This is a genomic window from Clostridium sp. AF19-22AC, assembly GCF_003479085.1.
Classification (GTDB): domain Bacteria; phylum Bacillota; class Clostridia; order Lachnospirales; family Lachnospiraceae; genus Faecalicatena_A; species Faecalicatena_A orotica.
The window spans coordinates 70,218-92,468 of sequence record NZ_QUGN01000019.1 but is presented as its reverse complement, the minus strand read 5'-3'; the positions used below and the strand labels follow the sequence as shown (position 1 = coordinate 92,468).

The window sequence follows — 22,251 nt, the reverse complement described above, 5'->3', positions numbered from 1 at the left end:
ACTACATGAATGTAATAAAACCGCTTTTTATAGTTTACACTATAAAAAACGGTTTTACAATGATAAATTTTATACTTTTTTAATAGTTGACATAGAAATTTTATTATTTAAAACTTAATCTCAATTCTGGTCCCTTTTCCCGGTTCACTGTCCACTGTCACTCTGGCGCCGTGAAGCAGGGCACCATGTTTCACAATGGAAAGCCCCAGGCCTGTTCCTCCGCGTTCTTTGGAATGGCTCTTATCCACCCTGTAAAAGCGCTCAAATATACGCTCCTGATGTTCTTTCGGGATACCGATCCCGGTATCGGAAACGCTCACCTTCGGCCCCTCCAGTGTATTTCCTGCCCATACGCTCACCTGCCCGCCTGAAACATTATATTTGACTGCATTTTCACAGACATTATAGATCATCTCATCAAGAATCTGGCGGATCCCGTGATAGGTTACGGATTCCCCCTCGATCATGATCTGTACATTTTTAGCCCCCGCCTGCGGAGACAGCCTGCTGACCACCTCCCTGCTCAGGGCATAGAGATCTACATCTTCTTTTTCTAACTCCACAGATTCTTCATCCAGTCTGGACAGCTTGATAATATCTTCCACCAGTGTGATCAGCCTTCTGGCCTCTTTATAGATACGTTCTGAAAAATTAGGGATATCCTGGGGTCTGACCATTCCGTTTTTCATGATTTCGGCATATCCGGATATAGAAGTCAGCGGGGTCTTCAGTTCATGGGACACATTCGCTGAAAACTCCTTTCGCATATTCGCTACTGCATCCTTTGCCTTGTTCTGCTCATCCATCGCCTGAAGGAGTGGGGACAGCTCCGGATAAATCTCATTATCCAGAGGATGTTCAAGGTCCAGTTCATTGATCGGCTTGATCAGTCTGGCCGTTTGCCATTTTGCCATCAGCCATGCAAGAAACAGCACACCTGCAGCAAGGATGCACATGACCGGAAGGACATTTAAGGCAGTGCTCACGAGATTATCCATCGTCTTCGATACACGCAGCACCGTCCCATCCTCCAGAAGAATCGCATAGTAATACATCTCTTTTCCGACAGTTCCGGACATTCTGATATCCTCACCTGCCCCCTGTTTCAGGGCTTGTAATACCTCGCTCCTTGACCCGTGATTATCGAGTGCCGCCTCATCACGGCGGGAATCATACAGCACGGTACCCGCCGTATCGATCCGGGTCACCCGTGTCCCGGTATCCACATCGTCCATCTGTTCCAAGTAGGCTGGACCTGATATATTGATAGCCGTCCTGATATAACGTGCCTCCTGCCTGACTTCGCTTTTCAGCAGTCCAAGGTTCTGGCTGTACACCACGATTGTCATGACGGCATAAGATATCAGCAGTGTAATCGTAAGTACAAGCACCATGCTTTTCTGGATTCTAGCTCTCATCTGCATCCCCCACCCGGTAGCCGACGCCTCTCACAGTCTCAATGATCTCTCCTTTATCCCCCAGTTTCTGCCGCAGTGTACGGACATGCACATCAACGGTCCTTGTTTCTCCGTCAAAATCATATCCCCATATATCCTCCAGAAGCTGGTCTCTGGTGAGGACAATATTCCGGTTCCTTACCAGTCTCTCAAGCAGTTCAAATTCTTTCAGTGTGAGTGTCACCGGTCTGCCGTCAACCGTCACTTCATGCTTTCTTACATTCACACTGACGCCCGATGCACTTAGTTCGTCCTTGTCCGGAACCCGGCCCGAACGCCGTAAAACAGCTTTCACTCTGGATACCAGCTCCATCATGCCAAACGGCTTTGTCACATAGTCGTCCGCACCGGAATCCAGTCCGATCACCTTATCATACTCTGCCCCTTTGGCCGTTACCATAATGACAGGAATATCTTTTGTTCTGGCAGAGTTTTTTAATTTTTTCAACAGCGCAAGCCCGTCTTCACCGGGGAGCATGATATCAAGCAAAATAAGCTCTGGCGTATCAAACGCCAGAGCCTCCATAAAAGCGCCTCCTTCGGCAAACCCCTGCGCTTTCAGCCCTGTAGTTTCCAGTGTATATATCACAAGCTCCCGGATGTTATCATCGTCTTCCACACAATATATCATCTTGTCACTCCTTCGCAACTGTCCGGTACAGAACTGTACATTTGATGCACGCACGGCCCGTACAAAATGTGGAACAGTCATACTTCTTTTTTATCTCCCGGCCAGTGAGATGCCGTTTTTATGAACGCCCGTGATAGAGAATTCTACCCATTCTGCAATATTCGTTGCATGGTCGCCGATGCGTTCCAGATATTTTGTTACCATGATCAGATCGAATATCCGCTTTCCATTCTCACCCTTTGCTGAGCGGATGTACTCCACAAGTTCATCACGGATCGTATTGAACAGATGATCCACATAATCATCCGCCTCCATGACATTCTTCGCCAGCTCCAGATCCTTTGTTACATAAGCAGTCACGCTTTCGCGTACCATCTTGCTGGCCGCGGCCGCCATCGTGCCGATTTCCTTAATGTCCGTGGCTGTATTATGTTTGGATGACAGCACAATCTCTGCTATATCGGCCGTCTGGTCGCCAATGCGCTCCATGTCCGTGATCATCTTCAGTGCGGCCGAAATCCTTCTCAGGTCTTTTGCCACCGGCTGCTGCTGGAGAAGCAGCTTCAGACACAGCCTCTCGATGTCTTTCTCCATCTGGTCGATCTCTTCATCTGCATCCATAATCGCTTTTGCCTGCTCGAGATTGCCTTCCTGCAGCGCCTTTGTAGCATTTGAAATTGCAATCTCACACAGCTCCCCCATATGGGTAAGCTGCTCATCCAATAACTGTAACTGTTTGTCAAATCTATTCCGCATTTTAGCCAAACCTCCCTGTGATATAATCCTCTGTCCGTTTATCTGCCGGTATGGAGAATAATTTTTCTGTATCGTTGTATTCCACTACCTCACCGAGAAGGAAAAATGCCGTATTGTCTGAGACACGAACTGCCTGCTGCATGTTATGTGTCACCATGACAATAGTATAATCTTTTTTCAGCTCCATCGCAAGGTCTTCTATCTTCGACGTTGAGATCGGGTCCAGGGCGGACGTCGGCTCATCCATCAGCAGTACTTCCGGCTCTACCGCAAGCGCCCTTGCAATGCACAGGCGCTGCTGCTGTCCTCCTGACATTCCAAGAGCACTTTTTTTCAGCCTGTCTTTACATTCCTCCCAAATAGCCGCACTGCGCAGTGACCTCTCCACAATATCATCCAGTTTTGATTTCGAATGAATGCCGTGTGTCCGTGGTCCGAAGGCAATGTTGTCATAGATGCTCATCGGAAACGGATTTGGTTTCTGAAATACCATTCCCACACGTTTTCTGAGCAGGTTCACGTCCATTCCTCCGAAAATACTCTGGCCGTCCAGCATGATTTCTCCTTCAATGCGGCATCCCTGCACCAGATCATTCATGCGGTTGATGGACTTAAGCAGGGTAGACTTTCCACACCCGCTGGGACCGATAAATGCCGTGATCTTATTTGCTTCTATCTCCAGATTTACTTTTTTCAGGGCTTTAAAATCTTCGTAATATAAATCCAGATTTTTGATGCTTATTTTTCCCATCTTTCGATTCCTTTCTACGCTTTCGTTAATTTTCTTGCGATCACGCCGGACAATGCGTTGATTCCCACTACCAGCACGAGCAGGATGACTGCTGTCGCATAGGCCTGATCCATATACAGGCCTTCATTTGACAAATTGTACATATGCAGGGCCAGGGTTCTTCCCGATCCCATCACACTGGTGGGAACTTTTGCTACTGTCCCGGCCGTATACATCAGGGCAGCCGTCTCACCGACAATCCTTCCGACAGAAAGAATAATCCCCGCCAGAATCCCCGGAACCGCTGAAGGGAGAACAATTCGAAAAACCGTCCTGAGTTTTCCCGCACCCAGACCGAAGCTGCCTTCCCGAAAAGTATCAGGTACGGCTTTCAGAGCTTCCTCAGTCGTTCTCATAATCAGCGGCAGAATCATGATCGAAAGCGTAAATGCGCCTGCCAGAAGGGAAAATCCCCACCCCAGAGTGTTTACAAAGAACAGCATTCCAAAAAGGCCATAAACGATGGAGGGAATTCCGGAAAGTGTTTCAGTCGTCAGACGGATCACGCCCATGAATTTATTTCCTCTTTTTGCATACTCTACAAGAAAAATAGCTGCAAAAATTCCAAATGGAACTGCGATCAAAAGTGACAGCAGAGTCATAGTCACCGTGTTGATCAGCGCAGGCATCAATGATGCATTCTCTGATGTATAAGTTAATGAAAACAGAGAAGGTTTGATATATGGTACTCCATGAACAAGTATATAAACGATTAAGAAAATCAAAACCGTAAACGTAAGGACTGCCCCCAGCATGACAAACAGCATCGTGATGAAAGAGCCGGGATGTTTCAAGTAATTTTTTAATTTCTGGCTGAATGTTGTTTGATTATTCACGTTCCGTCCTCCTGTTTAATAAGGCTACACTGAAGTTGATGATCAGAATAAATACAAACAGGACAACACCGGTCGCAATCAGCGCTTCTCTGTGCAGATCTGTCGCATATCCCATCTCCATAACGATGTTGGCAGTCAGTGTACGGATTCCTTTGAGAATTCCTGCCGGCATTCTTGCCTGATTTCCTGCTACCATGATAACTGCCATAGTCTCGCCGATCGCGCGCCCGATCCCAAGAACAATACCTGCAATGACGCCAGACTTTGCGGCCGGTATGATGACCCGGAAAATACTTCTCTCATGTGTTGCGCCAAGTGCCAGGGCCCCCTCATAATATTGTGGCGGAACTGAGCGGATAGCCGACTCCGTTACACCGATTATAGTAGGCAGAATCATCATTCCCAGAAGGATCGATGCGGTCAGCATACTGTTTCCGTCTCCGCTTGTCCTTGTGATTCCCAGCTGCTTTAATGTAATCCCCAGTTCTCTGACCCAGGGCACGAGCACTACTAACCCGAAGAATCCATATACAACAGAAGGGATACCTGCCAGAAGCTCCGTAGCTGCTTTCAATGGCTTGTATATCCTTTTTGGACAATACATTGCCATGAACACAGAGGTCAGGATTCCGATTGGCACACCGATGATGATTGCTCCCGCGGTCACATATATGCTGCCCACAATCATCGGGAGTACGCCGTATATGTCGTTATTCGGTCTCCACTTCTCACCTGAAATAAATTTCAAAAAACCTATCTCCTTCATCGCAGGGATACCATTTGCAAATAAAAATATGCAAATAAGAGCTACCGCCAGTACCGAAGCACAGGCGGCAATGAAGAACACTCCCTGCATGAATTTCTCACTCCATGCTTTTGATTTCATTTATTCGATTACCTCATCCCATGTAAGAGCTTCACCTGTATAGATGGATTTCACCTGCTCGCTGCTCAGATTATCTACAGAACTGTTCTTGTTCATGATTACGGCAATACCGTCTGTTGCAATAACAGTTGCCTGTAATCCTTCTGAAAGTTCTGTGTCTTTCAATTCTCTGGACGCCATACCGATGTCGTAGCTTCCGTCAACTGCAGATGTCATTCCTGTTGTAGAATCTGTTGTCTGGAGCTCAAGCTCAGCACCTGGATTCAGCTTGTTGTATGCCTCGATCAGTTTTTCCATTACCGGTGATACAGAGGATGAGCCGCCGATTACAGCTTTACCGGAAGGAGATGTTCCCTCAAACGGCTTCACATCATCAATTGCAATATAGTGGTTCTCTTCCACAACGGACTGCCCTTCTTCACTCATGATGAAGTTAATAAAATCTTTAGCTACCTCATTATCAAGACCTTCCTTTACCGCGATATTAAACGGTCTGGATACTTTGTATGTACCTGATTTAACATTTTCAGCCGTTGCCTCGGCACCGTCAATCTTAACAGCTTTTACACTGTCATCGAGTGAACCCAGTGATACATAGCCGATTGCATACTCGTTATCTGCAACGGTTGTCAGCATAACAGAAGTGCTATTTGTAATCTGTGCTTCCTCTGTTGTCATATCAACCTTTTCGTCACCGTTCTTTTCCTCAATCCCGAAAAGCTCAATGAAAGCACCTCTCGTACCTGATCCGTCCTCACGGGATACGATTGTGATATCATTGGAGCTGTCCCATTCGGAACCGCTTTGCTCTGTCTTTGTATCTGCATTTGCATCTGAAGAAGCATCTGCCGATGTATCTTTGCTGCTGCCGCATCCAGTCACTGCGACTGCAAGCATGCTGACCATAGATAACGCTGCTATTAACTTTTTCATTTTCATAATTTACATTTCTCCTTTACCCTACATTGATACGCAGGTCAAATACCTGCCTGTTTTCTTTGAATATCTTCTTCACAGTTGTAATCATAAAGGGGGAATGTAAAATATAGAATTGGCGGAATGTTAAATCTGTGTTAAATCAATACTGGGAGGAATGCCGTAAATAAAGGCTTTCTTGTATTAATTTGTTACTAACTGGTTTCTAACAATCCAATTTTATTAAATATCATTTAGCACTTATGAGGTCTAAAATACGGGATCCAATAAGCACAAATATGGACATATATTTGTTTTACGCATAAGTTTCTTCTATAATAAATGGGGCAAATTGCGCTTGGCTTCTTTATTACCAATATTTACCTGTGGTTTTCACCTGACTTTTAGCAGTATCATTTAATCAGGGGTGACTATATTGAAGAAGAAAGTAATACTTGCTCTGTGCTTAATTATCATCATAGGTATATGGCTTTTACCAGATCACGGGGCTGTTGTGGAAATGATAAATACGACAGACAATGGTAAATCTGCAAACGAGGATGTGATTGTATATAAACCGTGGAAAGAGAAAGAAATAATTCAGGAAATTCAGGACCAAAAGAAATTACTGAATGAAGTGCCTGACACAATGACTGTTCACTTGTACTACATAAACAAGGATCACGAATACAAAACTATAATCATTACATATCAAAGCCCGGAATCCTATATGGACCCGGGCTATATTTTTTCAATCATTTAGCTTTCCCATAAACATATTTAGGTGTACGGCCAACAATCATTTTACCACTCTTATCTTTATGATACGGATATACCCAATAGAAGTTGTACTCTTTCTTTGATGCTTTCTTATCCACATATGAGGTTCCCTTGGTTGTCATTCCAATATATCCATATTTTCCAGATGCTGTTTTTCCATATACAAGATACCCTTCCGATCCCACTGATGCTGTCCAAGTTAATTTGACACTACCTATTTGGCTTGCTGGCTTCAGATTAGTTACAGATGGACATATTCCCTTTGCAAAAACGTATTTCGTACATGGACCGCATATTTTCTTTCCGCTCCATGTTTCTGAATAAGGAAATACCCAATAAAAATTATACTCTTTATCTAATGCCTTTGTATCTGTAAACGTTGAACTTTTTGTGGTCATTCCGCAATAACCATATTTTCCATTTTTCTTTGCATATATTAGATATCCATCGGCATTTTTTGATGGATTCCATATTAAGCGAGTTGTATTTTTACCTGCAGGTATTGCTTTTAAATTCGTAACCGGGCTTGTTTTTTCTCCACCTGATTGGACTGTACAAGTAAATACCTCTCCGAGGTTTTGAAATATATTGTTATAGTCATAATTCCCAATAAATTCGTTATTTGGATCATTGTAGATTGTATAATGATCATCGCTTGACCATAATGATATAGTAGATAACTCAAAATCAATATCACCAATAAACCACTCATACCATCCAAAAGTTCCCCTTCCTGTATATGTTTGATTGACTGGATTATATGTAATTGGGATATACGCAGTACCACTATTCCCATTCATTTTAACTCCAAACCATGCTAACGATTCTTTATCGAAAATATATTTATTTTCCTCTAATTTGAATGAAAATACAACTTCTTGATCAGGCTTAACTATTTTTTCAGGAAAATATACCGTGTCTGTATCGACAAGAATATATCTCATTTTTAAAGCTTTTATTGGCAATGAGTCTGCTTGTCTCTGTGCTCTTTCTAGTCTTGTGTCTTCATTTTTTTTTAAATTTGGTGAATTAGGATCTTCTTCTGACACATCAATATCTTCAACAGTAAGCTCATTTTCATCTTCTAAGTTTTGATCAACATTCTCAGACTTATTTATATTAGTGGTATCTTCAATATTTGATTCTGCATTAGCTACCAAAACATTTCCAAATAAAATACCACAAGTCAATAGTATTACAATCTTTTTTTTCACTTTCATCCCCATATTCTCCTTCAATCCATAGCGTTTTACACTTAACTATATCAAAATTATACTATGATTTTAAAAAATAAAAAAGCCCCACATCTAAAGACGCGAAACTAACTCACAGTCTATCCGATCTTGATGACCTGACCCGGATGGATCACATTAGGGTTGCTGATGTTATTAATGGCTGCGAGCGACTGGTAGGTGGTCCCGTACTTAGCCGCGATCCCAGAAAGAGTATCACCGCTCTGAACAGTGTAGGTCTTCGATGCCGCCGCTGACCCTGACAGCTTAATGACTTGCCCTGCGTAGATCAGGTTAGGATTACTGATGCCGTTAATGGCTGCGAGTGACTGATAGGTTGTCCCGTACTTAGCCGCAATTCCTAACAATGTCTCACCGGACTGGACTGTGTGCGTCTTTGCCACAGCAGTAGGAGTTGGTTTGACTACAGGTTTAGAAGCGTTTACTGATCCGCCGCTGATCTCCGCCGGAAAATCCCGATAGCACTCATTCATATCCACGTTTCCGCTGATTCCTGCTACCCGGCCCGTACTGCTGTACTGCCAGATGTCTTTATTTGCCCCAGTGTAATCGCATTTGCTGTTGTACTGTGCAATCCATTTGGTAAACCGGTCCAATCCCGGCAGGTAATTGTTCCACCAGTTCAGGTTTGCGTAGATGCCGCACCAGTATCCTGCGGCCTCGATGATATCCCCAAACCTTTTAGCCCGTTCCACAGCTCCAGACTCAGTACCGGCCTGCTCTAAATCAAGATAGATCGGGTAAGACAGCTTATACCCCTTGACCAACCGCAGGACGTGCTGTGCCTCACTCTCGGCCTGCGCCATACTGGTCGCGTAACTGTAAATGTACACGCCAAATGGGATACCTAATCGTGTACACTCATCAGCATTGCGCTTCCAGTACTTATCGTCCTGAGATATGATATTATCCCCGAATCCACAGCGCAGGATTGCTCCATCCACGCCTGTTGTTTTAACCTGATCCCAATTAATCTGACCCTGATGTTCGCTTACGTCAATCAATAATTTGCTCATATCTTACTCCTTTCCTGATTGTTTAATAATTTGATTTATATATGTACTTAATCCTGCTACCAGTATGCCCTGCACAACCGCAGTAAATATCGCCATTGCAATTTCCTGCATCCCGGTAAGAGGACTGGTTGCAATTACCCAGATACCACACAGTAAGATTCCCAGACCGCCGAGGCTTACGGGGATGTACTTATCTGCAATTGTTTCTGTCTTTTTAAGTGCCATACCAACAAAATACAATACGATTGCCAGTACCAATAATTCCGGTTTTACATAATTCATAATTTCTTCCATGCTTATCTCTCCTTATTTGTCGATGATGCTTTCTAAAAGTTCATCCCTAATTCTCTTCATGTTTTCGATGCCGTTTCCTGTGATCTGATGGTTAAGCATTGCCGCAAGGCATTTTGACTGCTGTTTCTGCATTTCTTCCACAGATTTCAGTCTCTTGTAATCCAATTCATTGTACTCTTCTAACTTTTCAACCCTTCTGGATATTTTAAATGCGGGGCGTATGAGCTTAATAACCACTGCCCCCGCCCCGCCTACAATGCTGACTGCACCGCAAATACTTAATACTGTCTGTATAAACTCCAATGGATTACCTCTCCCTCCTACATTTCTGCATAAAAATAAGACCTTCCGGTCTTGCCCTGATCTCCATATTATTCCCCTACGCCAAAAACACTGTAAGCGTAACCGGGATGCTCCCTGAGTATGCTGTACCTGACAAGTATGAGCATTTTAATGTTGCAGTATTATTATCCACCATTGCTGACGTTATTACCGCCGAGCTTGCTGACTTCAGCTGTGCTGCCACATTTTCTATGTTCTTTCCATATGCATCCGCTATGCTTTTCAGGCTAACAGCTGCTGTCCCGCTGATAAAGTTCGGATTTGCGTCAGTCACAACGATCATTGCATTTTTTCGGCTCCCTATTACAACTTTATTTTGATTGTCTTCCACTAGCGTATCTATATTAAGATTCAGCGATTTAATTTTAGCATCAATCTTGCTTACAACTTTATCCCATAGCCGGCGGATTCCTTCTTCATCTAAGTAGCTATCCATTATACCTCCTTAAACACATATAGCATCGATCTGGGCATTTGTCAGTGAGGTTATCGTAAATATCTCACCCAAACTGTCCCATTTACTTCCATCCCATGCCACGTTTGCCCCCGCTGCCCCATATGCCGATGCATTTACGATGTTGTATACATCTCCCTTTACCTGTCCGGTAGCAGGCAGGTCTGATGAGTTTGTGACAGATCCTTTATATTTATAAACTCCTGCTATGTCAGCCTTTTTTGCATAAGTAGATGATAAAACATCATTGCTCGGCAAGGCATCCAGTTTCAATTTATCGCTGCTCGGCATCAGTCCACAGGCTGAAGATGATGCAGTCGGTATGTAGGCGGCAGCATTTGTAAGTATGTTGCCTTCCTGATCGGTTAGTTTAAAAGTGATTCCTAACGACACATCAGGAAAAGATTCATCATCTATTGACACACTACCAATTATATGTTGCCAGTTGCCACTCCCTGTTAAAAAGGCTTTGTCATAAGACTTATCTGGTGCAGGCACAAGTCCTGTTTTCCCGGCAGTGGATTCAGATGCACCCGTAAATTCGCTGTATTTCGTATCTGTTGGAACAGCCCATGTGCCGTCCCCCCGTAAATACGATGCCTGTTTTCCTTTCGCTGGTGCGGGTACAAGCCCCGCCTTTCCATCAGCGGATGCTGTAGCGGCCGTCATGTTACCGTACGTGGTATTGTTGTCCGCACCCCACACTGCCGTCCCGTCTGCACCCCATTTTAGAAACTGGCCGGATGCACCGCCTGACGGGATATGCTTGCTTCCTGAAGCTGTAGGATGCACGTAATTGTTTGCCCCTGAAGCAATACCAGAAAGCTTATTCTTTTCAGCTGTGGTATAATCGTTTGTTGACAGCCCTTTCCCGCTCACCTGTTTCACAAATGTACTTTTTATTTTACTCCATAGATATGCAAGTCCATTGTCTTCCAAATAATATTTATCCATTATTACCTCCACTATTTACAGATATCATCGATCATTATATTAGTTATTGAATTTATTTCATTTACACCGTCAACATACATCATACCGTCTTTCCTGATCCCTACATTGTCTCCGCCCTTTACAACGCCAACTTTATCCTCTGTTGCAATGGGGATTCCTGCGGCATTGTTCAGGTCTTCCGCAGAGACAAATGTATTTTTTATTTTCTCCCACAGCCGCTCAGCAAACACGTTAAGCGCTTCTATTATTTTCCTGTCCATACTGCGGCCTCCAATCTATTATAAATTGTCGACGATAGAAAGAATCTCTCCGAACGTGTCAGTATCATATGAGACGGTAAGCCGGATTTGGAAATCTTTTGTGATATCCTTCGCCCTCAGATAGTTTCCGCCGTTGAACAGTGATATGTAGCTGCTCCCGGAAGGCACGGCTGCTGATACATTCACTCCTGCTGCGGCCCCAGTCACAAAACTAACTGTTGCACTGTACACAAGGCCATTGGCCATCGCCGCTGGCAGATCGTTTGATGCAGTCCCCTTTATCCTCAATGCAAGGTCCCCGGTGCCGAGAGTCCCTATGTTGTTAAGCTGGAGCCAGACATCCAGGTAACACCTCTTGGCGATTATCCGGCTTGTTGCTTTCCGTACAACATATCCGCCCGCATACTTATCGTTAACCCCATCGTACGCATACAGTACAGGGGTAAATTCTTTTACAAGATTCCACGCGGATACTTTCCCCAATGCGGAGGCGGCTGTGTCGTTTGCCGCGGCCGCCACTTTTTTGGCATCATTAGCAGTTAATGCTATGGCGTCAACCTGCCTGATTGCATTTTTTATCTGATCCATAAGTTCCGCGTAACCAATACGCTGAGATGCAGACATTGTACAGTCCTCAATCGTAAGTCCATTCAATTTTACAAGTCCCAGAAGGTATTCTGCCTCAATGTCTCCTTTCCTGATGTTCCCATTTATAAGGGCCGGCTGAACAGGGGTACCGGAGCTACTGACCTCTGTCCCTTTTTTCACAATAATTGCGGCCGACTCTACCCGTGTATCCGGGTTGAACTCATACCGCACTACAATCGTATCAATCCTTTTATAATCCTGACGCCCGTTTTCAATTTCCAGATCTTCATAATCACCTTCTTCGATTACAAACCGTCTTCCGTCTATAATACCCAGACCGTCATGGACCCGGATCAGGTTGTTGTTTACGATCTCATGTTTAAAACAGCTCCCGATGTCAAAATATCCCACCTGTTTTGTTTCTCCCTCCACCGCCTCCGAGATTCCATACATAGCGTCATTGCAGATGCCGATCTGATTGGCTGTAATGTGCGCAGCTCCCCTGTGTCCGTCAATCAATTCTATTCCCATCACGCTTCCCCTTTCAGTTTGTATTCTATACTTTCAGTACCGTCTTGGATTTTCAGTATTTTCCTCACGACAGGCACCTTAACGGCAGTATTGGTTATCCGCTCCCTGCCTCCGATGATATCGCCTATTTCCATCTGGATATCCGTTGTTACGGAAGCGCTGCACTCCTTGGAATCCATGAGCTCCCGCAGACGTTTCTTTCCATCAGCTATGAGTGTTAAATCATCCTCGGCATTGGGATAGTCATAGACTGCCACACGCTCATTTTCACCTTTGTAATACTGGGTTGCCCCAACCTGCCCGCCGGGTGATGCATATAGGTGTACAACCTGTCTGTATTTCAGTTCGCCGCTTCCAAGGCAGATCAGATGGTTGATTCCTCCACGGTTTTCGGTTACATTAAACTGCATACCATCATCACCGTTGATTTCAATCCGGCTCGAGTAATCAATGATAGGGACCGCAGACAGCTGCACATATCCAACACCGTTAGGCGGTCCCTGCTGGTAGGATATCTGCATCTTGGCCCCTACGCTTTTGAGCATGCCGGTAATCCCATCCAGAAATGTTATGTACCGGGAAAACCGATAGCTCCTTATTCTATATCTGCTGATTTCATCAGATACGCTAAACATTGATCCGAATTGATCTCCCATCAGGTTTCTTATAACCTCATGGGCTTCTCCGTCGGCATATAGGTAATCAGCACCGTCGGGGGGCGAAAGAACTTTCTGCGCAAGCATCCCTCGCCATGTAGGCCCTTTTAATGTCAGCGTCTTTCCATGAGGATTCCTGAGCGTTACCTTACCGCCCCATTCCATCCCCGGGCAGATAGCAAGACAGCCTACCGAATGGATGGATGGGTTGTATGTGTCAATACCAACCTGAATCTCAAAATCATTGGTATCCCCGATTTCCATGTCAACGCTGTCGGCATCAAGGTATCCATACTCCTCACCTTTGGTGTTAGTCATGATTATGTCCATGCCGGCTCACTCCTCTCTTCATATAATGTGATATCAAAACCAAATTTCCTGTTCCAGTTTACAAGATTCCTGCCCGCCGGGATCTTCTCGAACACGTAGCTTTCCTTATTCTGTGAATTATAGATATTCTTTACTCCGCCAAGTCGGTTAACCTGATAGATGGTTCGATTTCTTGAATCCAAGACTACATATTCATAGTCGGTAAGCGTAGTAACAATCTCGTACAGATGTCCTTTTATCTCTATACGTGGAGACTCTACCGGGCCGTATATAACCATCTTGAAGCTGCATGCTGCATAATGCTCATTCAGCAGATACTCTGCCGCACTTCTTGGTGTTAGATCGTAATTGTAGTCATAATTATAGTCGAGGTACTCATACTGTTCTGGAGTGCCGTCGTATTTCCGATATGAATATTTCTTTTCTTTCATCCAGAATGGATAGTCCGTTACAATGGTAAGGTGCTGTATCTGCAATGGAATGTTGTTATATATATCAATCTTCTTAACCCCTGATATGTAGCACTGCATATACCCCCCGCCCACGTAAAGCCTCCCCATCTGCTTCGATAGAATATCTGATTCGGTTATCTGATACAATTCCTCCAGAATCTCAAAATACCGTTCCTGTGTTTCAGGGACAACCGCAACGGTTATAGGAATTGTTGCGGTATTCCGTGTGAAATCCAGAATCTTATTATTCTTTATGCATGAATCCCACGAGTAATCAAAGAATTCATGATACTGAAGAATGACTTCGTCTGTATTTAGGTCAATCCCTTTATCCTCATGGTTAACAAACCTGACTTCCATTATCTCACGCCCCTTTCCTGTAGCAGGTCTTCTATAACACGTCCCACCTCTCTCCCGGCAAAACTGAGGGTAAGTTCTTTAACGGCTGATTTCATGCACTGCTCTAATTTTGTATAATCAATGTTCATGCCCTGCGAATAGGCCTTGTTCTCTTCTGCCGTAAGTACACGTTCTCCCTGATGGAGCGTGGCCTGAAATCCATCGTAAGGTACATTATCAATACCGTTATAAAAACTACTCCTTATGCCTGCATGCTGCATCCACTTTTGTGCGCTTGTAGATTCTGTATAGTTTGGAATGAAGGTTATGGTCCTGTCCCTTGCCGCATCGTCAGCAGCGGCACTGATTTCATTTAATGCGCCTATTGTGCCATCTTTATATACTTCAATTTCATATGGTGTACCATTGATATCAATAATACCGCTTCGAGTCCCATCTGTATGTTCTTTCAGACTATCCAATGAGGCAATAGCTACGTTATTCGCATCAACAATCTGATTGCTGGCATAATCCACATAAAGACTAGCGGCTGTTACAATTCTTTGATATGACGTATCTTGTGTATCGGCCATCTTTATTGCTTCATCTGCCATGCTTTTACTGTAACCAGCAGTCATATTACTCATATTTTCATGAAACCCGATAACTTCATTTGTTTTTTTATCAACAATTACAGCTACTTGCTTATATGTTTTGTCGTTGGTATCAAACAGCTCATAACATCCACTTTCTGTAATATCATTTAAGCCCTGATAACGCGTTTTACAGCTTTCAAGTAAATCTTGGTTTTGCTTATCCTCAATGTCCAAAACTTCACCATTGTATTTATTGATGGCATCCTTCAGGTTCTTATTGCTATCCAGTGCCATATCATAAAACTTATTGTACTTATCCTGCTCTTTCTCAATCTGCTGGTTCTTTGCGTCCTCCAAATTGGCTATCTGTTTCTGATATCCTTCCTTCTCGGCCCCATCGGCATTATCCATATAGATCTTAAGCTGATTTATGCCCTCATCGTATTTCTCCTCCGTGAGCTTAATCTGCTCATCCCTCTCCTTTGCCTTCTGCGTAAGAAGTTCGCTCGCATGATCCGCGTCCATTGTCATTATCTGCGACTGGAAATCCTTCTCCGCAACAAGAAGTTCTTCCTTTGTCTGTGCTGTTGCCTGAAGCTCCAGTTGAGACACATCCTCGTAATGCTGGCTGAGTTGCTGTATCTGTTCTTGGTTCAGCTGGCCGCCCTGCTCATTCGCCTGCTGCTTTATCTGGTTTACCGCATCCACATGCTCCTGAACTTTCTTTTGCTGGTCATCATATGACTTACCCAACGTATCAAGCACCTTCTGTTCGGATTCATCAATCACGCCATCTTCTGCTATGAATAATTCTTTTAAATTCTTTTGGGCTTCTTCTTTTTTAGACTGGATTGTTTGAATTGCACTGTTACACATCTCATCAACACGGGAAATAAGCTGGCTCGATTCATCAGCAGTCACAACTCCGTCAAGGGATATTTCCGTGAGGTATGTATTAAAATCCATCATTTTATCCTTGGCATTCGCCATCGCCTCACTGAACTCTCCAGAAAGGGTGTCGCCGTAATCCTTTGTAACAATTCCTAACTTTTCCAGTTCATCACGGGACTGGAGCTCTGTACCATTAAGTGTGGCAATGACACGTTCCATAAGGGACATTTCTTCTTTGGCCTCGTTAACGCCCCTCTTTGCCAGTTTACTGCTTTCGTGTATTGCATACATCCCGACGCCAATCGCCGCGGCCCCTGCCGCAACAGGCGCGCATATACCGAGCAAACCTGTCATACTGCCGCTAAGTCCCGGAAGGCCTACAGCAGTGGACGCAGCCTCGGCCGCCTTTGCTGCCGCCTCTTGTGAAGAACCGAACACTTTAAGCCCTTCTGACGCGCCTCCTATTGCACTGGACAGTTTCGTAAATGTACTTAGACCGCCGCCCACAACTTTCAGCACCGGCCCAACGGCCGCCAGAACCAGTCCCCATTTAATGACATTATCCTGCTGTTCCTTTGATAAACTGGAAAAAGAATCTGCCACTTTTCCGAGTACTCCGGCCACTTTTTCAATTACCGGGGTAAAGGCAGATCCGAACTTGATTCCCTCATTTTTAAGTTCATTCAGGGCCCCCTTGAGCTGTTCAGCGGGGGTGGCATCTATTTTTTCAAATGCCTCCTGAGTTGCCCCTGCACTGTCCGCCATGCCCTGAAGCATCTCGTTATACTCTGCACCGTCACCTTTCGCAAGCACGAGGGCCGCAGAACCGGCCTCCACGGAACCGAACATGTCTTTCAGTGTCTTACCGTTCTGCTCAGCATAATCGCTCAACTGCTTCAGGATGTCAGCCGTTGGGACACCTTCCGCTTTCAACTGCGCGAACCCTTTACCTGTCAGCTCCCTTAATGCCTGATCTGTAATGCTCCCACTCTTCCCGAGTTCGGATAACATGGATTTCAGGTATGTCCCTGACTCAGCCGTTGCGATACCATTTTTTGTAAGCTGTGCATAAGATGCGGATAACTCATCAATCCCAAAGTTTACAGAATCGGCCACCGGTATAACAGTACCCATACTGGATGCCAGCTCATCAACCGTAGTCTTGCCTAAATTCTGTGTTGTGATTAGCATATCAGATATCTTAGTGACATCCTCTGCCTTCATTCCATATCCGTTTATGGCTGTGGTCAGCACGTCAACGGCTTTCGCACCATCCGTAAAACCGCCTTTCGCAAGTTTCATGGCCTCCGTTGTAAACCCGATTGCTTTTGTCTGGTCTACACCGGCAGAAATGGAGCTGTAAACAGCTTCCGAGAACTCCCCGACTGCAACCTTTGACTCGCTGCTCGCATCAAGCAATTGATTCTTATACTGCCCGAAGTCGACCACATTTGAATCCAACAAGGTGCTTACTTTGGCAAAGTTGCTTTCAAAATCCACCGCCATCTTCCCGACTGCTGTACCCACTCCAACGATAGGGAGGGTCAGCCCTTTTGTAAGCGCGGAACCGGTCTTCGATAATGTCTCGCCCACTTTAGCCGTTGTTGACAGCTGCTTGCTGATACGGCTGGCCTCGTTCACCCCAACGGATGCCGCCTTTTCCATATCGTTCTTAAAATTATCAATGTCCACTTTTATTTCTGTCATAAGCGGAGCTAATTTTATACCGCCACCAGCCATCTAACCACCTGCCCTTTTATTAAATTCCCTTATTGCACTCACGTCCGCCTCCGTCTGCTGCAATCTCCACAAGTTTTTCAAAATCTTCATTCCTTCTTCGCTCGTTTGGTAACTGCTGATCCAGCTTTCCCGGTTTAAAAGCAAAAAATAAGAATAAGGCAGATCCATGATTTCCTTGAAATTAAAACCAGAATACTGACTTATCCTTTTTAAAATAGACGTTTTTAAATTGTAACTCCGTTCCCAATCCTCTACCGGGAAATACTTTTGGCATATAGCCGCTCCTATTTCTCCGTCTGGGATTGGGATTTTAAGTTTGGGTCTTCATCCGCCTTCAGGCGGAATAAAGCAATTTCAGCTAACAGGCGTGTCAATCCCTCGAATGGGATCTGCTTCAATTCATCCTCTGTAAAACGTTTCCCCTGCCTGTTATGGTCCATGAGGATCTTCGCAACATCGATCCGCTTCTGGTGCATATTGCTTTCATTCAGGTCCTTTTCGATCTTGTCTATTTGCATATTCATGGCAATGGTTGGTTCTAAAATGTCGTACACCTTGCCGAGCACCTTTATTTTCATGGAATTGTCGATATATTTATCTAAATCAAGCATCCTTTTTCTCCTCTTCAAAGGGGGCCTACTGCCCCCTAAATACTACGCTGCTAAAATAGCTTCTGCTTCTTCGTCTGTGAGTTCTTCTTCAAAACTGGCAAGGAATCCGGAAACTTTCTTAATCGCAGATAATTCCGCATCAACTACCACCTCTTTGTTTTCGAAGGCAATTGCGAATCCAGATCCGCCCTGACCGATCATTGTGAATCTTAATTTTTTACCATTTTCTTTGACATGCACCGCGCGGATCAGGACGGTCTTAAGGGCCTTCCCTTCACCCGTAAAGAGTAACTTTTTCAGCTTTTTCTCTTTGTCTATTGTGTACTCTGCTGTAGACAAGAGGGAAAGCTTCTCCAGATCCCAGCTCATGAGCCCCGTCTTTGCGGAGATTTCCTCTTTTGTAATACATGACTTTACAATGTGCTCATACTGGTTTACAATGTCATATTTTGTAGGTTTGTAGTCCACGGTAAATCCGCCTGAACAATGCCCTACACTGTGCTCTGCTGTCTCGATCACCGCATTCTCAGGGATTTCCTCTCCTTCGAACATGTACATAAATACATCACATGCACCTAACAGAATGTCTTTTGCTTTATCTTCATACTGCATTCATTTTCCTCCAATCAATTACGAAATAAATGGTGTCTTCCCATCTCTGGCACCCATCGTTAAATATAATCCCCCCGCCGGCAAGGGAAGAATGGAACCTAACCCCTTCGTAAACGGCAAACGGTTCGTCCTCCTCCATGTCCAGCAGTTCAGTTAACTTTCCTTCCATTTCTTTGCACAGGTCATAATCTGCATCAATCACCTTCAATTCGAGTTGGCTCTGGCACAGGTGGCCCCCTGATACCGGGATGAACTTATAAGCCACACTGATTCTTCTGATACTCGTTGTGAACACTGGGAACAGCCGGTTCTTCAGATCTGGGATGTTTTTTTCTATATAATTCTTAATTGCGATCTCCATATCAGTCCCCCAATGCCTTTATTATCTTGTCCCGGTTAAACAACTGTGCGTAAAGGAGGAACTGCTTCGGCCGCTGGCCTACTGTGATGTGCCACCCTTTATATTTACCGGCCCTTACTTTATACTTCCAAGGGGTCTTCCTGCCGTTTCCCTCAACAGCATAGATCCCCGTACCGTTGTGGACATAAGGCGCATATTCCAGATTGCTCCCAATCCGTCCTATTACCGCATCCGTGGTCACCTCTGTTTCGCTTGTTATGGATGCCCGTAACAGGCCCATATCGTCTGGACAGTCAAGCTTCGCCTGTGTCTCTACGATCAGGCAGGCTTTATCCATTTTCTTCGACATGTCGGCAACCATCTGTACCGTGGCATCCTGCAAACTCTTTACAAAATCGTTGTTATCAGCCATCCGGGTCCACCACCTTCAGCAACAGGTTTGTCATCCGGCTTTCTGTGTTACAATCCGTAATTTCATATATAACGTCATTACGGACCAGCCTGAATGAATCAGGCTTAATTTCCTTGCAGTATGTCAACCCAGTATGCGTTGACTCGATATACTTCTCGGATGCTACAACCCTCATATCGTTCTTTTTATAAACAGCAACATCAATTTCCCTGATGTCTGTCCAATAAGCCTTATTTGCCCCGGATGGGCTCCTGACAGTCACATTTTTCTGAAGCATATACTTCTTCATATCTCTGTTTATTGACATTCCATCACCCCGGCAATCTCCGATATCTTCGGATAATACGTTTCACATTGTCTGGAAGTATATTGGTATATGTTATACTGCCCCCAGAGCTTTGTGATTCGCTCTGTAAACCTTCCGCGCCATCCTGATTAAACCGGATGAGTGCCAGCTCCTTTACTGCTGGCATACACCCCTCCGGTAACATTTCGCCGTCATCGTAGTTTAGATATCCCCTCATCTCTATGATGCTGTCATGTATCATATCCTCGAGGTCCTTCTCACGCCCCTCCATACCGGGGCGCAGGAGCAGACTTTTTAAAATACTATCTTCCATATCGCTCAACCTCTTATGCTGACGGTGTCGAAGTTACTTCCTTTGTATGTACCGGGCTGTCCTCAGTGTTGGATACTAACACGCTGATCGGTTCATCGTCCACAGAGTTTCCGATATCATAATTAAGCAAGGCAATAGCTTCTGGAATCAACACTTTAGACCCGTATCTGCACAGTCCCCTGATGCCGTCTGAAAATGAGCTCTGAAGCCTCATAGCCTCTGTCTCGCTTAACTGCTTAGCCGCACCAATCGCACCGCGGTAATGGGCCACAATCTTATTAACGGGCTTCTCTTCGGAACACATTACCTGCATTCCATTAATTTTCTGTCCTTCTACGAATCCGTTTGCAAGGACATTTGGATTAGCCGTAAACCTACGGTCTTTTGACAGCAGCCCGAGGATCTCAGCATCCACGGTCACATATCTGTCCGTCTTCGGAACTTTTTTCTTTGAAAGTAATGTTCCAAGGTCTACGATGTAATCATAAATACTCTTCTTCGTTACAACGATTTTCTTCGATGCACTTCCGATGGTGTTGCCTGTTGCCACGCCTCCTGCCAGCTCCGCGAAGAAATCCGTATCATAGACCTCTGCGAGCAATGCCGCATGTTCCTGTGTTGTAGCCGACATCACATCTGCTTTCAGCTGTACCCTGTCACAGTCGTCCAGAGCGAATGCGAAGTATTTCTTTTTAGGAAATTCCATTTCAATTGGTGTGGTCTGGATAGCATCCCAGTCAACGCTTCCCTCATAATCTTTAATGGTCCCGGCTCCGATCCGGTTAAACACAACCTTAGTTCCCTGAATACTTGCCGGTTTCGTACACATAGCATCCGCGATTGATACAGAATGGAAATTGTGGATCAAGGCCCCTTCCCATAATGTTGGTTTGAAGTTATCTACTGACATAATTAATCATCCTTTCTTATTTTGCTTCCATAGCTGCGAACTGTGCTGCCACCTCTTCGGCAGTCATCGTGTCCGCACTGTTTACAAGTGACTCGAATGCGGTGTTCCCCGTAGACTTTGTATCCGGATTCGCCGGTTCCCGGCCTGCCACAGTCTGGGTAAACATATCTTTGTATGTTTCTTTCAGCCCCTTCAGCTGCTCGTCAAGTCCCGTTACCTTCCCATCGTCTGATACCAGTAATTTCTCCCGGTCAAACTTACCGGCCAGAAGATCAGGATGTTTGGCCTTGCTGTCGGCCAGAAGCTTTGTAATAGCTGAGTCAATCCTCATCCCTTTCAGCTCCGCGTCATGCTCAACCTTAAGTTGCTTGATCGTATCTTCATGTGCCTTAATGGTCTTCTGAAGCTCCTCATTATCACCATTGTTCTTCTTCAGTTCCTTAATGGTGTCATTCGCTGTATCCAACTCTTTTACTTTTGTGTTGTACTGTTCCTTTGGGACAATGTACTTAGCCGCCTCCTCATTGATTTTCTTCATTGTGGCTGCAACATTCAATTTTCCATCATCACCATACACCGCATTATCTAAAATTTTTTGTAACCATTCCATCTTCCTTACCTCCATAGATTTTTATACCGGCTCTCCCGGTACTGGGCTGTACCGTTGTTCTTTATACCCTGCAACCCATAAAAAAGGGTAGAAAAAAAAGCACCCCGGAGGATACTTTGCACTGTTTAACCCACAGCTGGGAGATATTTGGATCACCTTATCCTTTCTTCTCAGGAATCTCTTTTTCAGTGTTGTCCTTTTTGGCTTTAACCAAAACCTGTTTGGCATCGTTGTTGGCGGATGATAACTGCTTAAACCTTCCCTGATCCAGCTCTATCTCTTCCCCGACTGTTACGGTCCTGTGTAAAACCTTGTCATAATAACTTTCAATACATACTGCTTTCATGGCCTCCCCTCCTTTCTAAATT

The 22,251-nt window shown here is 44.7% G+C and carries 28 protein-coding genes; 1 reads left to right on the top strand and 27 read right to left on the bottom strand.

Annotated elements, in window-relative coordinates; translation table 11 throughout:
* Positions 1 to 107: 107 nt before the first annotated feature.
* The 7 genes from DWX43_RS19350 to DWX43_RS19320 all read right to left on the bottom strand — a co-directional run bounded on the left by DWX43_RS19350 (position 108) and on the right by DWX43_RS19320 (position 6,295).
* Entirely contained in the window at positions 108 to 1,418 is a 1,311-nt protein-coding gene (locus tag DWX43_RS19350; RefSeq protein WP_109731143.1) for an ATP-binding protein, read from the bottom strand.
* A complete protein-coding gene (locus DWX43_RS19345; protein ID WP_109731144.1) occupies positions 1,408 to 2,088 on the bottom strand; it encodes a response regulator transcription factor in 681 nt (226 codons plus the stop codon). Before DWX43_RS19345 ends, DWX43_RS19350 begins: the two co-directional genes overlap by 11 nt.
* A gap of 90 nt (positions 2,089 to 2,178) precedes the next feature.
* Positions 2,179 to 2,844 carry a phosphate signaling complex protein PhoU gene (phoU, locus tag DWX43_RS19340; RefSeq protein ID WP_109731145.1) on the bottom strand — a complete coding sequence of 222 codons (666 nt, stop codon included), beginning with the start codon at positions 2,842 to 2,844 and terminating at the stop codon, positions 2,179 to 2,181.
* Between the two features lies 1 nt (position 2,845).
* Positions 2,846 to 3,595 (bottom strand): phosphate ABC transporter ATP-binding protein PstB, encoded by a 750-nt coding sequence (gene pstB, locus DWX43_RS19335; RefSeq protein ID WP_109731146.1) that lies wholly within the window; start codon positions 3,593 to 3,595, stop codon positions 2,846 to 2,848.
* A gap of 14 nt (positions 3,596 to 3,609) precedes the next feature.
* The gene (gene pstA / locus DWX43_RS19330) at positions 3,610 to 4,470 is read right to left on the bottom strand and encodes a phosphate ABC transporter permease PstA (protein WP_109731147.1); all 861 of its coding nucleotides are present in this window, start codon (positions 4,468 to 4,470) and stop codon (positions 3,610 to 3,612) included.
* A complete protein-coding gene (gene pstC, locus DWX43_RS19325) occupies positions 4,463 to 5,356 on the bottom strand; it encodes a phosphate ABC transporter permease subunit PstC (protein WP_109731148.1) in 894 nt (297 codons plus the stop codon). The genes pstA and pstC overlap by 8 nt, the downstream gene beginning before the upstream one ends.
* On the bottom strand, positions 5,357 to 6,295 hold the full coding sequence (locus tag DWX43_RS19320; RefSeq protein ID WP_118621518.1) for a substrate-binding domain-containing protein: 939 nt from the start codon (positions 6,293 to 6,295) through the stop codon (positions 5,357 to 5,359).
* Between the two features lie 412 nt (positions 6,296 to 6,707).
* Between DWX43_RS19320 and DWX43_RS19315 the strand changes: the two genes are divergently transcribed.
* On the top strand, positions 6,708 to 7,034 hold the full coding sequence (locus tag DWX43_RS19315; RefSeq protein ID WP_118621517.1) for a hypothetical protein: 327 nt from the start codon (positions 6,708 to 6,710) through the stop codon (positions 7,032 to 7,034).
* On the opposite strand, the gene DWX43_RS19310 is transcribed toward DWX43_RS19315, so the two are convergent.
* From DWX43_RS19310 to DWX43_RS19215, 20 genes are all read right to left on the bottom strand, one after another.
* Positions 7,027 to 8,271, bottom strand: a complete 1,245-nt coding sequence (locus DWX43_RS19310; protein ID WP_118621516.1) for a hypothetical protein — start codon at positions 8,269 to 8,271, stop codon at positions 7,027 to 7,029. The two genes, DWX43_RS19315 and DWX43_RS19310, sit on opposite strands and share 8 nt — an antisense overlap.
* A 113-nt stretch (positions 8,272 to 8,384) precedes the next feature.
* Positions 8,385 to 9,320 carry a LysM peptidoglycan-binding domain-containing protein gene (locus tag DWX43_RS19305; protein ID WP_118621515.1) on the bottom strand — a complete coding sequence of 312 codons (936 nt, stop codon included), beginning with the start codon at positions 9,318 to 9,320 and terminating at the stop codon, positions 8,385 to 8,387.
* A 3-nt stretch (positions 9,321 to 9,323) separates the two neighbouring features.
* On the bottom strand, positions 9,324 to 9,614 hold the full coding sequence (locus DWX43_RS19300; RefSeq protein WP_118621514.1) for a phage holin family protein: 291 nt from the start codon (positions 9,612 to 9,614) through the stop codon (positions 9,324 to 9,326).
* Between the two features lie 12 nt (positions 9,615 to 9,626).
* Positions 9,627 to 9,917, bottom strand: coding sequence for a CTP synthase (locus DWX43_RS19295; protein ID WP_182440765.1), 291 nt, complete (start codon positions 9,915 to 9,917; stop codon positions 9,627 to 9,629).
* A gap of 76 nt (positions 9,918 to 9,993) precedes the next feature.
* Entirely contained in the window at positions 9,994 to 10,392 is a 399-nt protein-coding gene (locus DWX43_RS19290) for a hypothetical protein (protein WP_118621513.1), read from the bottom strand.
* Between the two features lie 9 nt (positions 10,393 to 10,401).
* Positions 10,402 to 11,364 (bottom strand): hypothetical protein, encoded by a 963-nt coding sequence (locus DWX43_RS19285; RefSeq protein WP_118621512.1) that lies wholly within the window; start codon positions 11,362 to 11,364, stop codon positions 10,402 to 10,404.
* Positions 11,365 to 11,375: 11 nt separating this feature from the next.
* The gene (locus tag DWX43_RS19280) at positions 11,376 to 11,624 is read right to left on the bottom strand and encodes a hypothetical protein (protein WP_118621511.1); all 249 of its coding nucleotides are present in this window, start codon (positions 11,622 to 11,624) and stop codon (positions 11,376 to 11,378) included.
* Between the two features lie 18 nt (positions 11,625 to 11,642).
* A complete protein-coding gene (locus DWX43_RS19275) occupies positions 11,643 to 12,743 on the bottom strand; it encodes a hypothetical protein (protein ID WP_118621510.1) in 1,101 nt (366 codons plus the stop codon).
* Positions 12,743 to 13,729 (bottom strand): hypothetical protein, encoded by a 987-nt coding sequence (locus tag DWX43_RS19270; RefSeq protein WP_118621509.1) that lies wholly within the window; start codon positions 13,727 to 13,729, stop codon positions 12,743 to 12,745. Before DWX43_RS19270 ends, DWX43_RS19275 begins: the two co-directional genes overlap by 1 nt.
* On the bottom strand, positions 13,720 to 14,541 hold the full coding sequence (locus tag DWX43_RS19265) for a hypothetical protein (protein ID WP_118621508.1): 822 nt from the start codon (positions 14,539 to 14,541) through the stop codon (positions 13,720 to 13,722). Before DWX43_RS19265 ends, DWX43_RS19270 begins: the two co-directional genes overlap by 10 nt.
* A complete protein-coding gene (locus DWX43_RS19260) occupies positions 14,541 to 17,747 on the bottom strand; it encodes a phage tail tape measure protein (protein WP_118621507.1) in 3,207 nt (1,068 codons plus the stop codon). Before DWX43_RS19260 ends, DWX43_RS19265 begins: the two co-directional genes overlap by 1 nt.
* 284 nt (positions 17,748 to 18,031) lie before the next feature.
* Positions 18,032 to 18,358, bottom strand: coding sequence for a hypothetical protein (locus tag DWX43_RS19255; RefSeq protein ID WP_118621506.1), 327 nt, complete (start codon positions 18,356 to 18,358; stop codon positions 18,032 to 18,034).
* Positions 18,359 to 18,400: 42 nt separating this feature from the next.
* On the bottom strand, positions 18,401 to 18,970 hold the full coding sequence (locus tag DWX43_RS19250) for a hypothetical protein (protein ID WP_118621505.1): 570 nt from the start codon (positions 18,968 to 18,970) through the stop codon (positions 18,401 to 18,403).
* Positions 18,960 to 19,331, bottom strand: a complete 372-nt coding sequence (locus DWX43_RS19245; RefSeq protein WP_118621504.1) for a hypothetical protein — start codon at positions 19,329 to 19,331, stop codon at positions 18,960 to 18,962. Before DWX43_RS19245 ends, DWX43_RS19250 begins: the two co-directional genes overlap by 11 nt.
* A gap of 1 nt (position 19,332) precedes the next feature.
* The gene (locus DWX43_RS19240; protein WP_118621503.1) at positions 19,333 to 19,743 is read right to left on the bottom strand and encodes an HK97 gp10 family phage protein; all 411 of its coding nucleotides are present in this window, start codon (positions 19,741 to 19,743) and stop codon (positions 19,333 to 19,335) included.
* Positions 19,736 to 20,050, bottom strand: a complete 315-nt coding sequence (locus DWX43_RS19235; protein WP_118621502.1) for a phage head-tail adapter protein — start codon at positions 20,048 to 20,050, stop codon at positions 19,736 to 19,738. The genes DWX43_RS19240 and DWX43_RS19235 overlap by 8 nt, the downstream gene beginning before the upstream one ends.
* A gap of 4 nt (positions 20,051 to 20,054) precedes the next feature.
* The gene (locus tag DWX43_RS19230) at positions 20,055 to 20,363 is read right to left on the bottom strand and encodes a phage head-tail connector protein (protein ID WP_118621501.1); all 309 of its coding nucleotides are present in this window, start codon (positions 20,361 to 20,363) and stop codon (positions 20,055 to 20,057) included.
* 13 nt (positions 20,364 to 20,376) lie between these two features.
* Positions 20,377 to 21,273 (bottom strand): phage capsid protein, encoded by an 897-nt coding sequence (locus DWX43_RS19225; protein ID WP_118621500.1) that lies wholly within the window; start codon positions 21,271 to 21,273, stop codon positions 20,377 to 20,379.
* 16 nt (positions 21,274 to 21,289) lie between these two features.
* Complete coding sequence (locus tag DWX43_RS19220) at positions 21,290 to 21,883, bottom strand: phage scaffolding protein (protein ID WP_118621499.1); 594 nt, start codon at positions 21,881 to 21,883, stop codon at positions 21,290 to 21,292.
* A 157-nt stretch (positions 21,884 to 22,040) separates the two neighbouring features.
* Positions 22,041 to 22,229: a hypothetical protein gene (locus tag DWX43_RS19215; RefSeq protein ID WP_118621498.1), complete on the bottom strand. Its 189-nt coding sequence runs from the start codon at positions 22,227 to 22,229 to the stop codon at positions 22,041 to 22,043.
* Positions 22,230 to 22,251 lie beyond the last annotated feature (22 nt).

Excerpts from the sequence above, each read along its gene's own strand:
- DWX43_RS19350 (WP_109731143.1), bottom strand. The coding sequence starts at position 1,418 with ATGAGAGCTAGAATCCAGAAAAGCATGGTGCTTGTACTTACGATTACA.
- DWX43_RS19345 (WP_109731144.1), bottom strand. The coding sequence starts at position 2,088 with ATGATATATTGTGTGGAAGACGATGATAACATCCGGGAGCTTGTGATA.
- phoU (WP_109731145.1), bottom strand. The coding sequence starts at position 2,844 with ATGCGGAATAGATTTGACAAACAGTTACAGTTATTGGATGAGCAGCTT.
- pstB (WP_109731146.1), bottom strand. The coding sequence starts at position 3,595 with ATGGGAAAAATAAGCATCAAAAATCTGGATTTATATTACGAAGATTTT.
- pstC (WP_109731148.1), bottom strand. The coding sequence starts at position 5,356 with ATGAAATCAAAAGCATGGAGTGAGAAATTCATGCAGGGAGTGTTCTTC.
- DWX43_RS19320 (WP_118621518.1), bottom strand. The coding sequence starts at position 6,295 with ATGAAAATGAAAAAGTTAATAGCAGCGTTATCTATGGTCAGCATGCTT.
- DWX43_RS19310 (WP_118621516.1), bottom strand. The coding sequence starts at position 8,271 with ATGAAAGTGAAAAAAAAGATTGTAATACTATTGACTTGTGGTATTTTA.
- DWX43_RS19305 (WP_118621515.1), bottom strand. The coding sequence starts at position 9,320 with ATGAGCAAATTATTGATTGACGTAAGCGAACATCAGGGTCAGATTAAT.
- DWX43_RS19300 (WP_118621514.1), bottom strand. The coding sequence starts at position 9,614 with ATGGAAGAAATTATGAATTATGTAAAACCGGAATTATTGGTACTGGCA.
- DWX43_RS19290 (WP_118621513.1), bottom strand. The coding sequence starts at position 10,392 with ATGGATAGCTACTTAGATGAAGAAGGAATCCGCCGGCTATGGGATAAA.
- DWX43_RS19285 (WP_118621512.1), bottom strand. The coding sequence starts at position 11,364 with ATGGATAAATATTATTTGGAAGACAATGGACTTGCATATCTATGGAGT.
- DWX43_RS19280 (WP_118621511.1), bottom strand. The coding sequence starts at position 11,624 with ATGGACAGGAAAATAATAGAAGCGCTTAACGTGTTTGCTGAGCGGCTG.
- DWX43_RS19275 (WP_118621510.1), bottom strand. The coding sequence starts at position 12,743 with ATGGGAATAGAATTGATTGACGGACACAGGGGAGCTGCGCACATTACA.
- DWX43_RS19270 (WP_118621509.1), bottom strand. The coding sequence starts at position 13,729 with ATGGACATAATCATGACTAACACCAAAGGTGAGGAGTATGGATACCTT.
- DWX43_RS19265 (WP_118621508.1), bottom strand. The coding sequence starts at position 14,541 with ATGGAAGTCAGGTTTGTTAACCATGAGGATAAAGGGATTGACCTAAAT.
- DWX43_RS19260 (WP_118621507.1), bottom strand. The coding sequence starts at position 17,747 with ATGGCTGGTGGCGGTATAAAATTAGCTCCGCTTATGACAGAAATAAAA.
- DWX43_RS19255 (WP_118621506.1), bottom strand. The coding sequence starts at position 18,358 with ATGCTTGATTTAGATAAATATATCGACAATTCCATGAAAATAAAGGTG.
- DWX43_RS19250 (WP_118621505.1), bottom strand. The coding sequence starts at position 18,970 with ATGCAGTATGAAGATAAAGCAAAAGACATTCTGTTAGGTGCATGTGAT.
- DWX43_RS19245 (WP_118621504.1), bottom strand. The coding sequence starts at position 19,331 with ATGGAGATCGCAATTAAGAATTATATAGAAAAAAACATCCCAGATCTG.
- DWX43_RS19240 (WP_118621503.1), bottom strand. The coding sequence starts at position 19,743 with ATGGCTGATAACAACGATTTTGTAAAGAGTTTGCAGGATGCCACGGTA.
- DWX43_RS19235 (WP_118621502.1), bottom strand. The coding sequence starts at position 20,050 with ATGTCAATAAACAGAGATATGAAGAAGTATATGCTTCAGAAAAATGTG.
- DWX43_RS19230 (WP_118621501.1), bottom strand. The coding sequence starts at position 20,363 with ATGGAAGATAGTATTTTAAAAAGTCTGCTCCTGCGCCCCGGTATGGAG.
- DWX43_RS19225 (WP_118621500.1), bottom strand. The coding sequence starts at position 21,273 with ATGTCAGTAGATAACTTCAAACCAACATTATGGGAAGGGGCCTTGATC.
- DWX43_RS19220 (WP_118621499.1), bottom strand. The coding sequence starts at position 21,883 with ATGGAATGGTTACAAAAAATTTTAGATAATGCGGTGTATGGTGATGAT.
- DWX43_RS19215 (WP_118621498.1), bottom strand. The coding sequence starts at position 22,229 with ATGAAAGCAGTATGTATTGAAAGTTATTATGACAAGGTTTTACACAGG.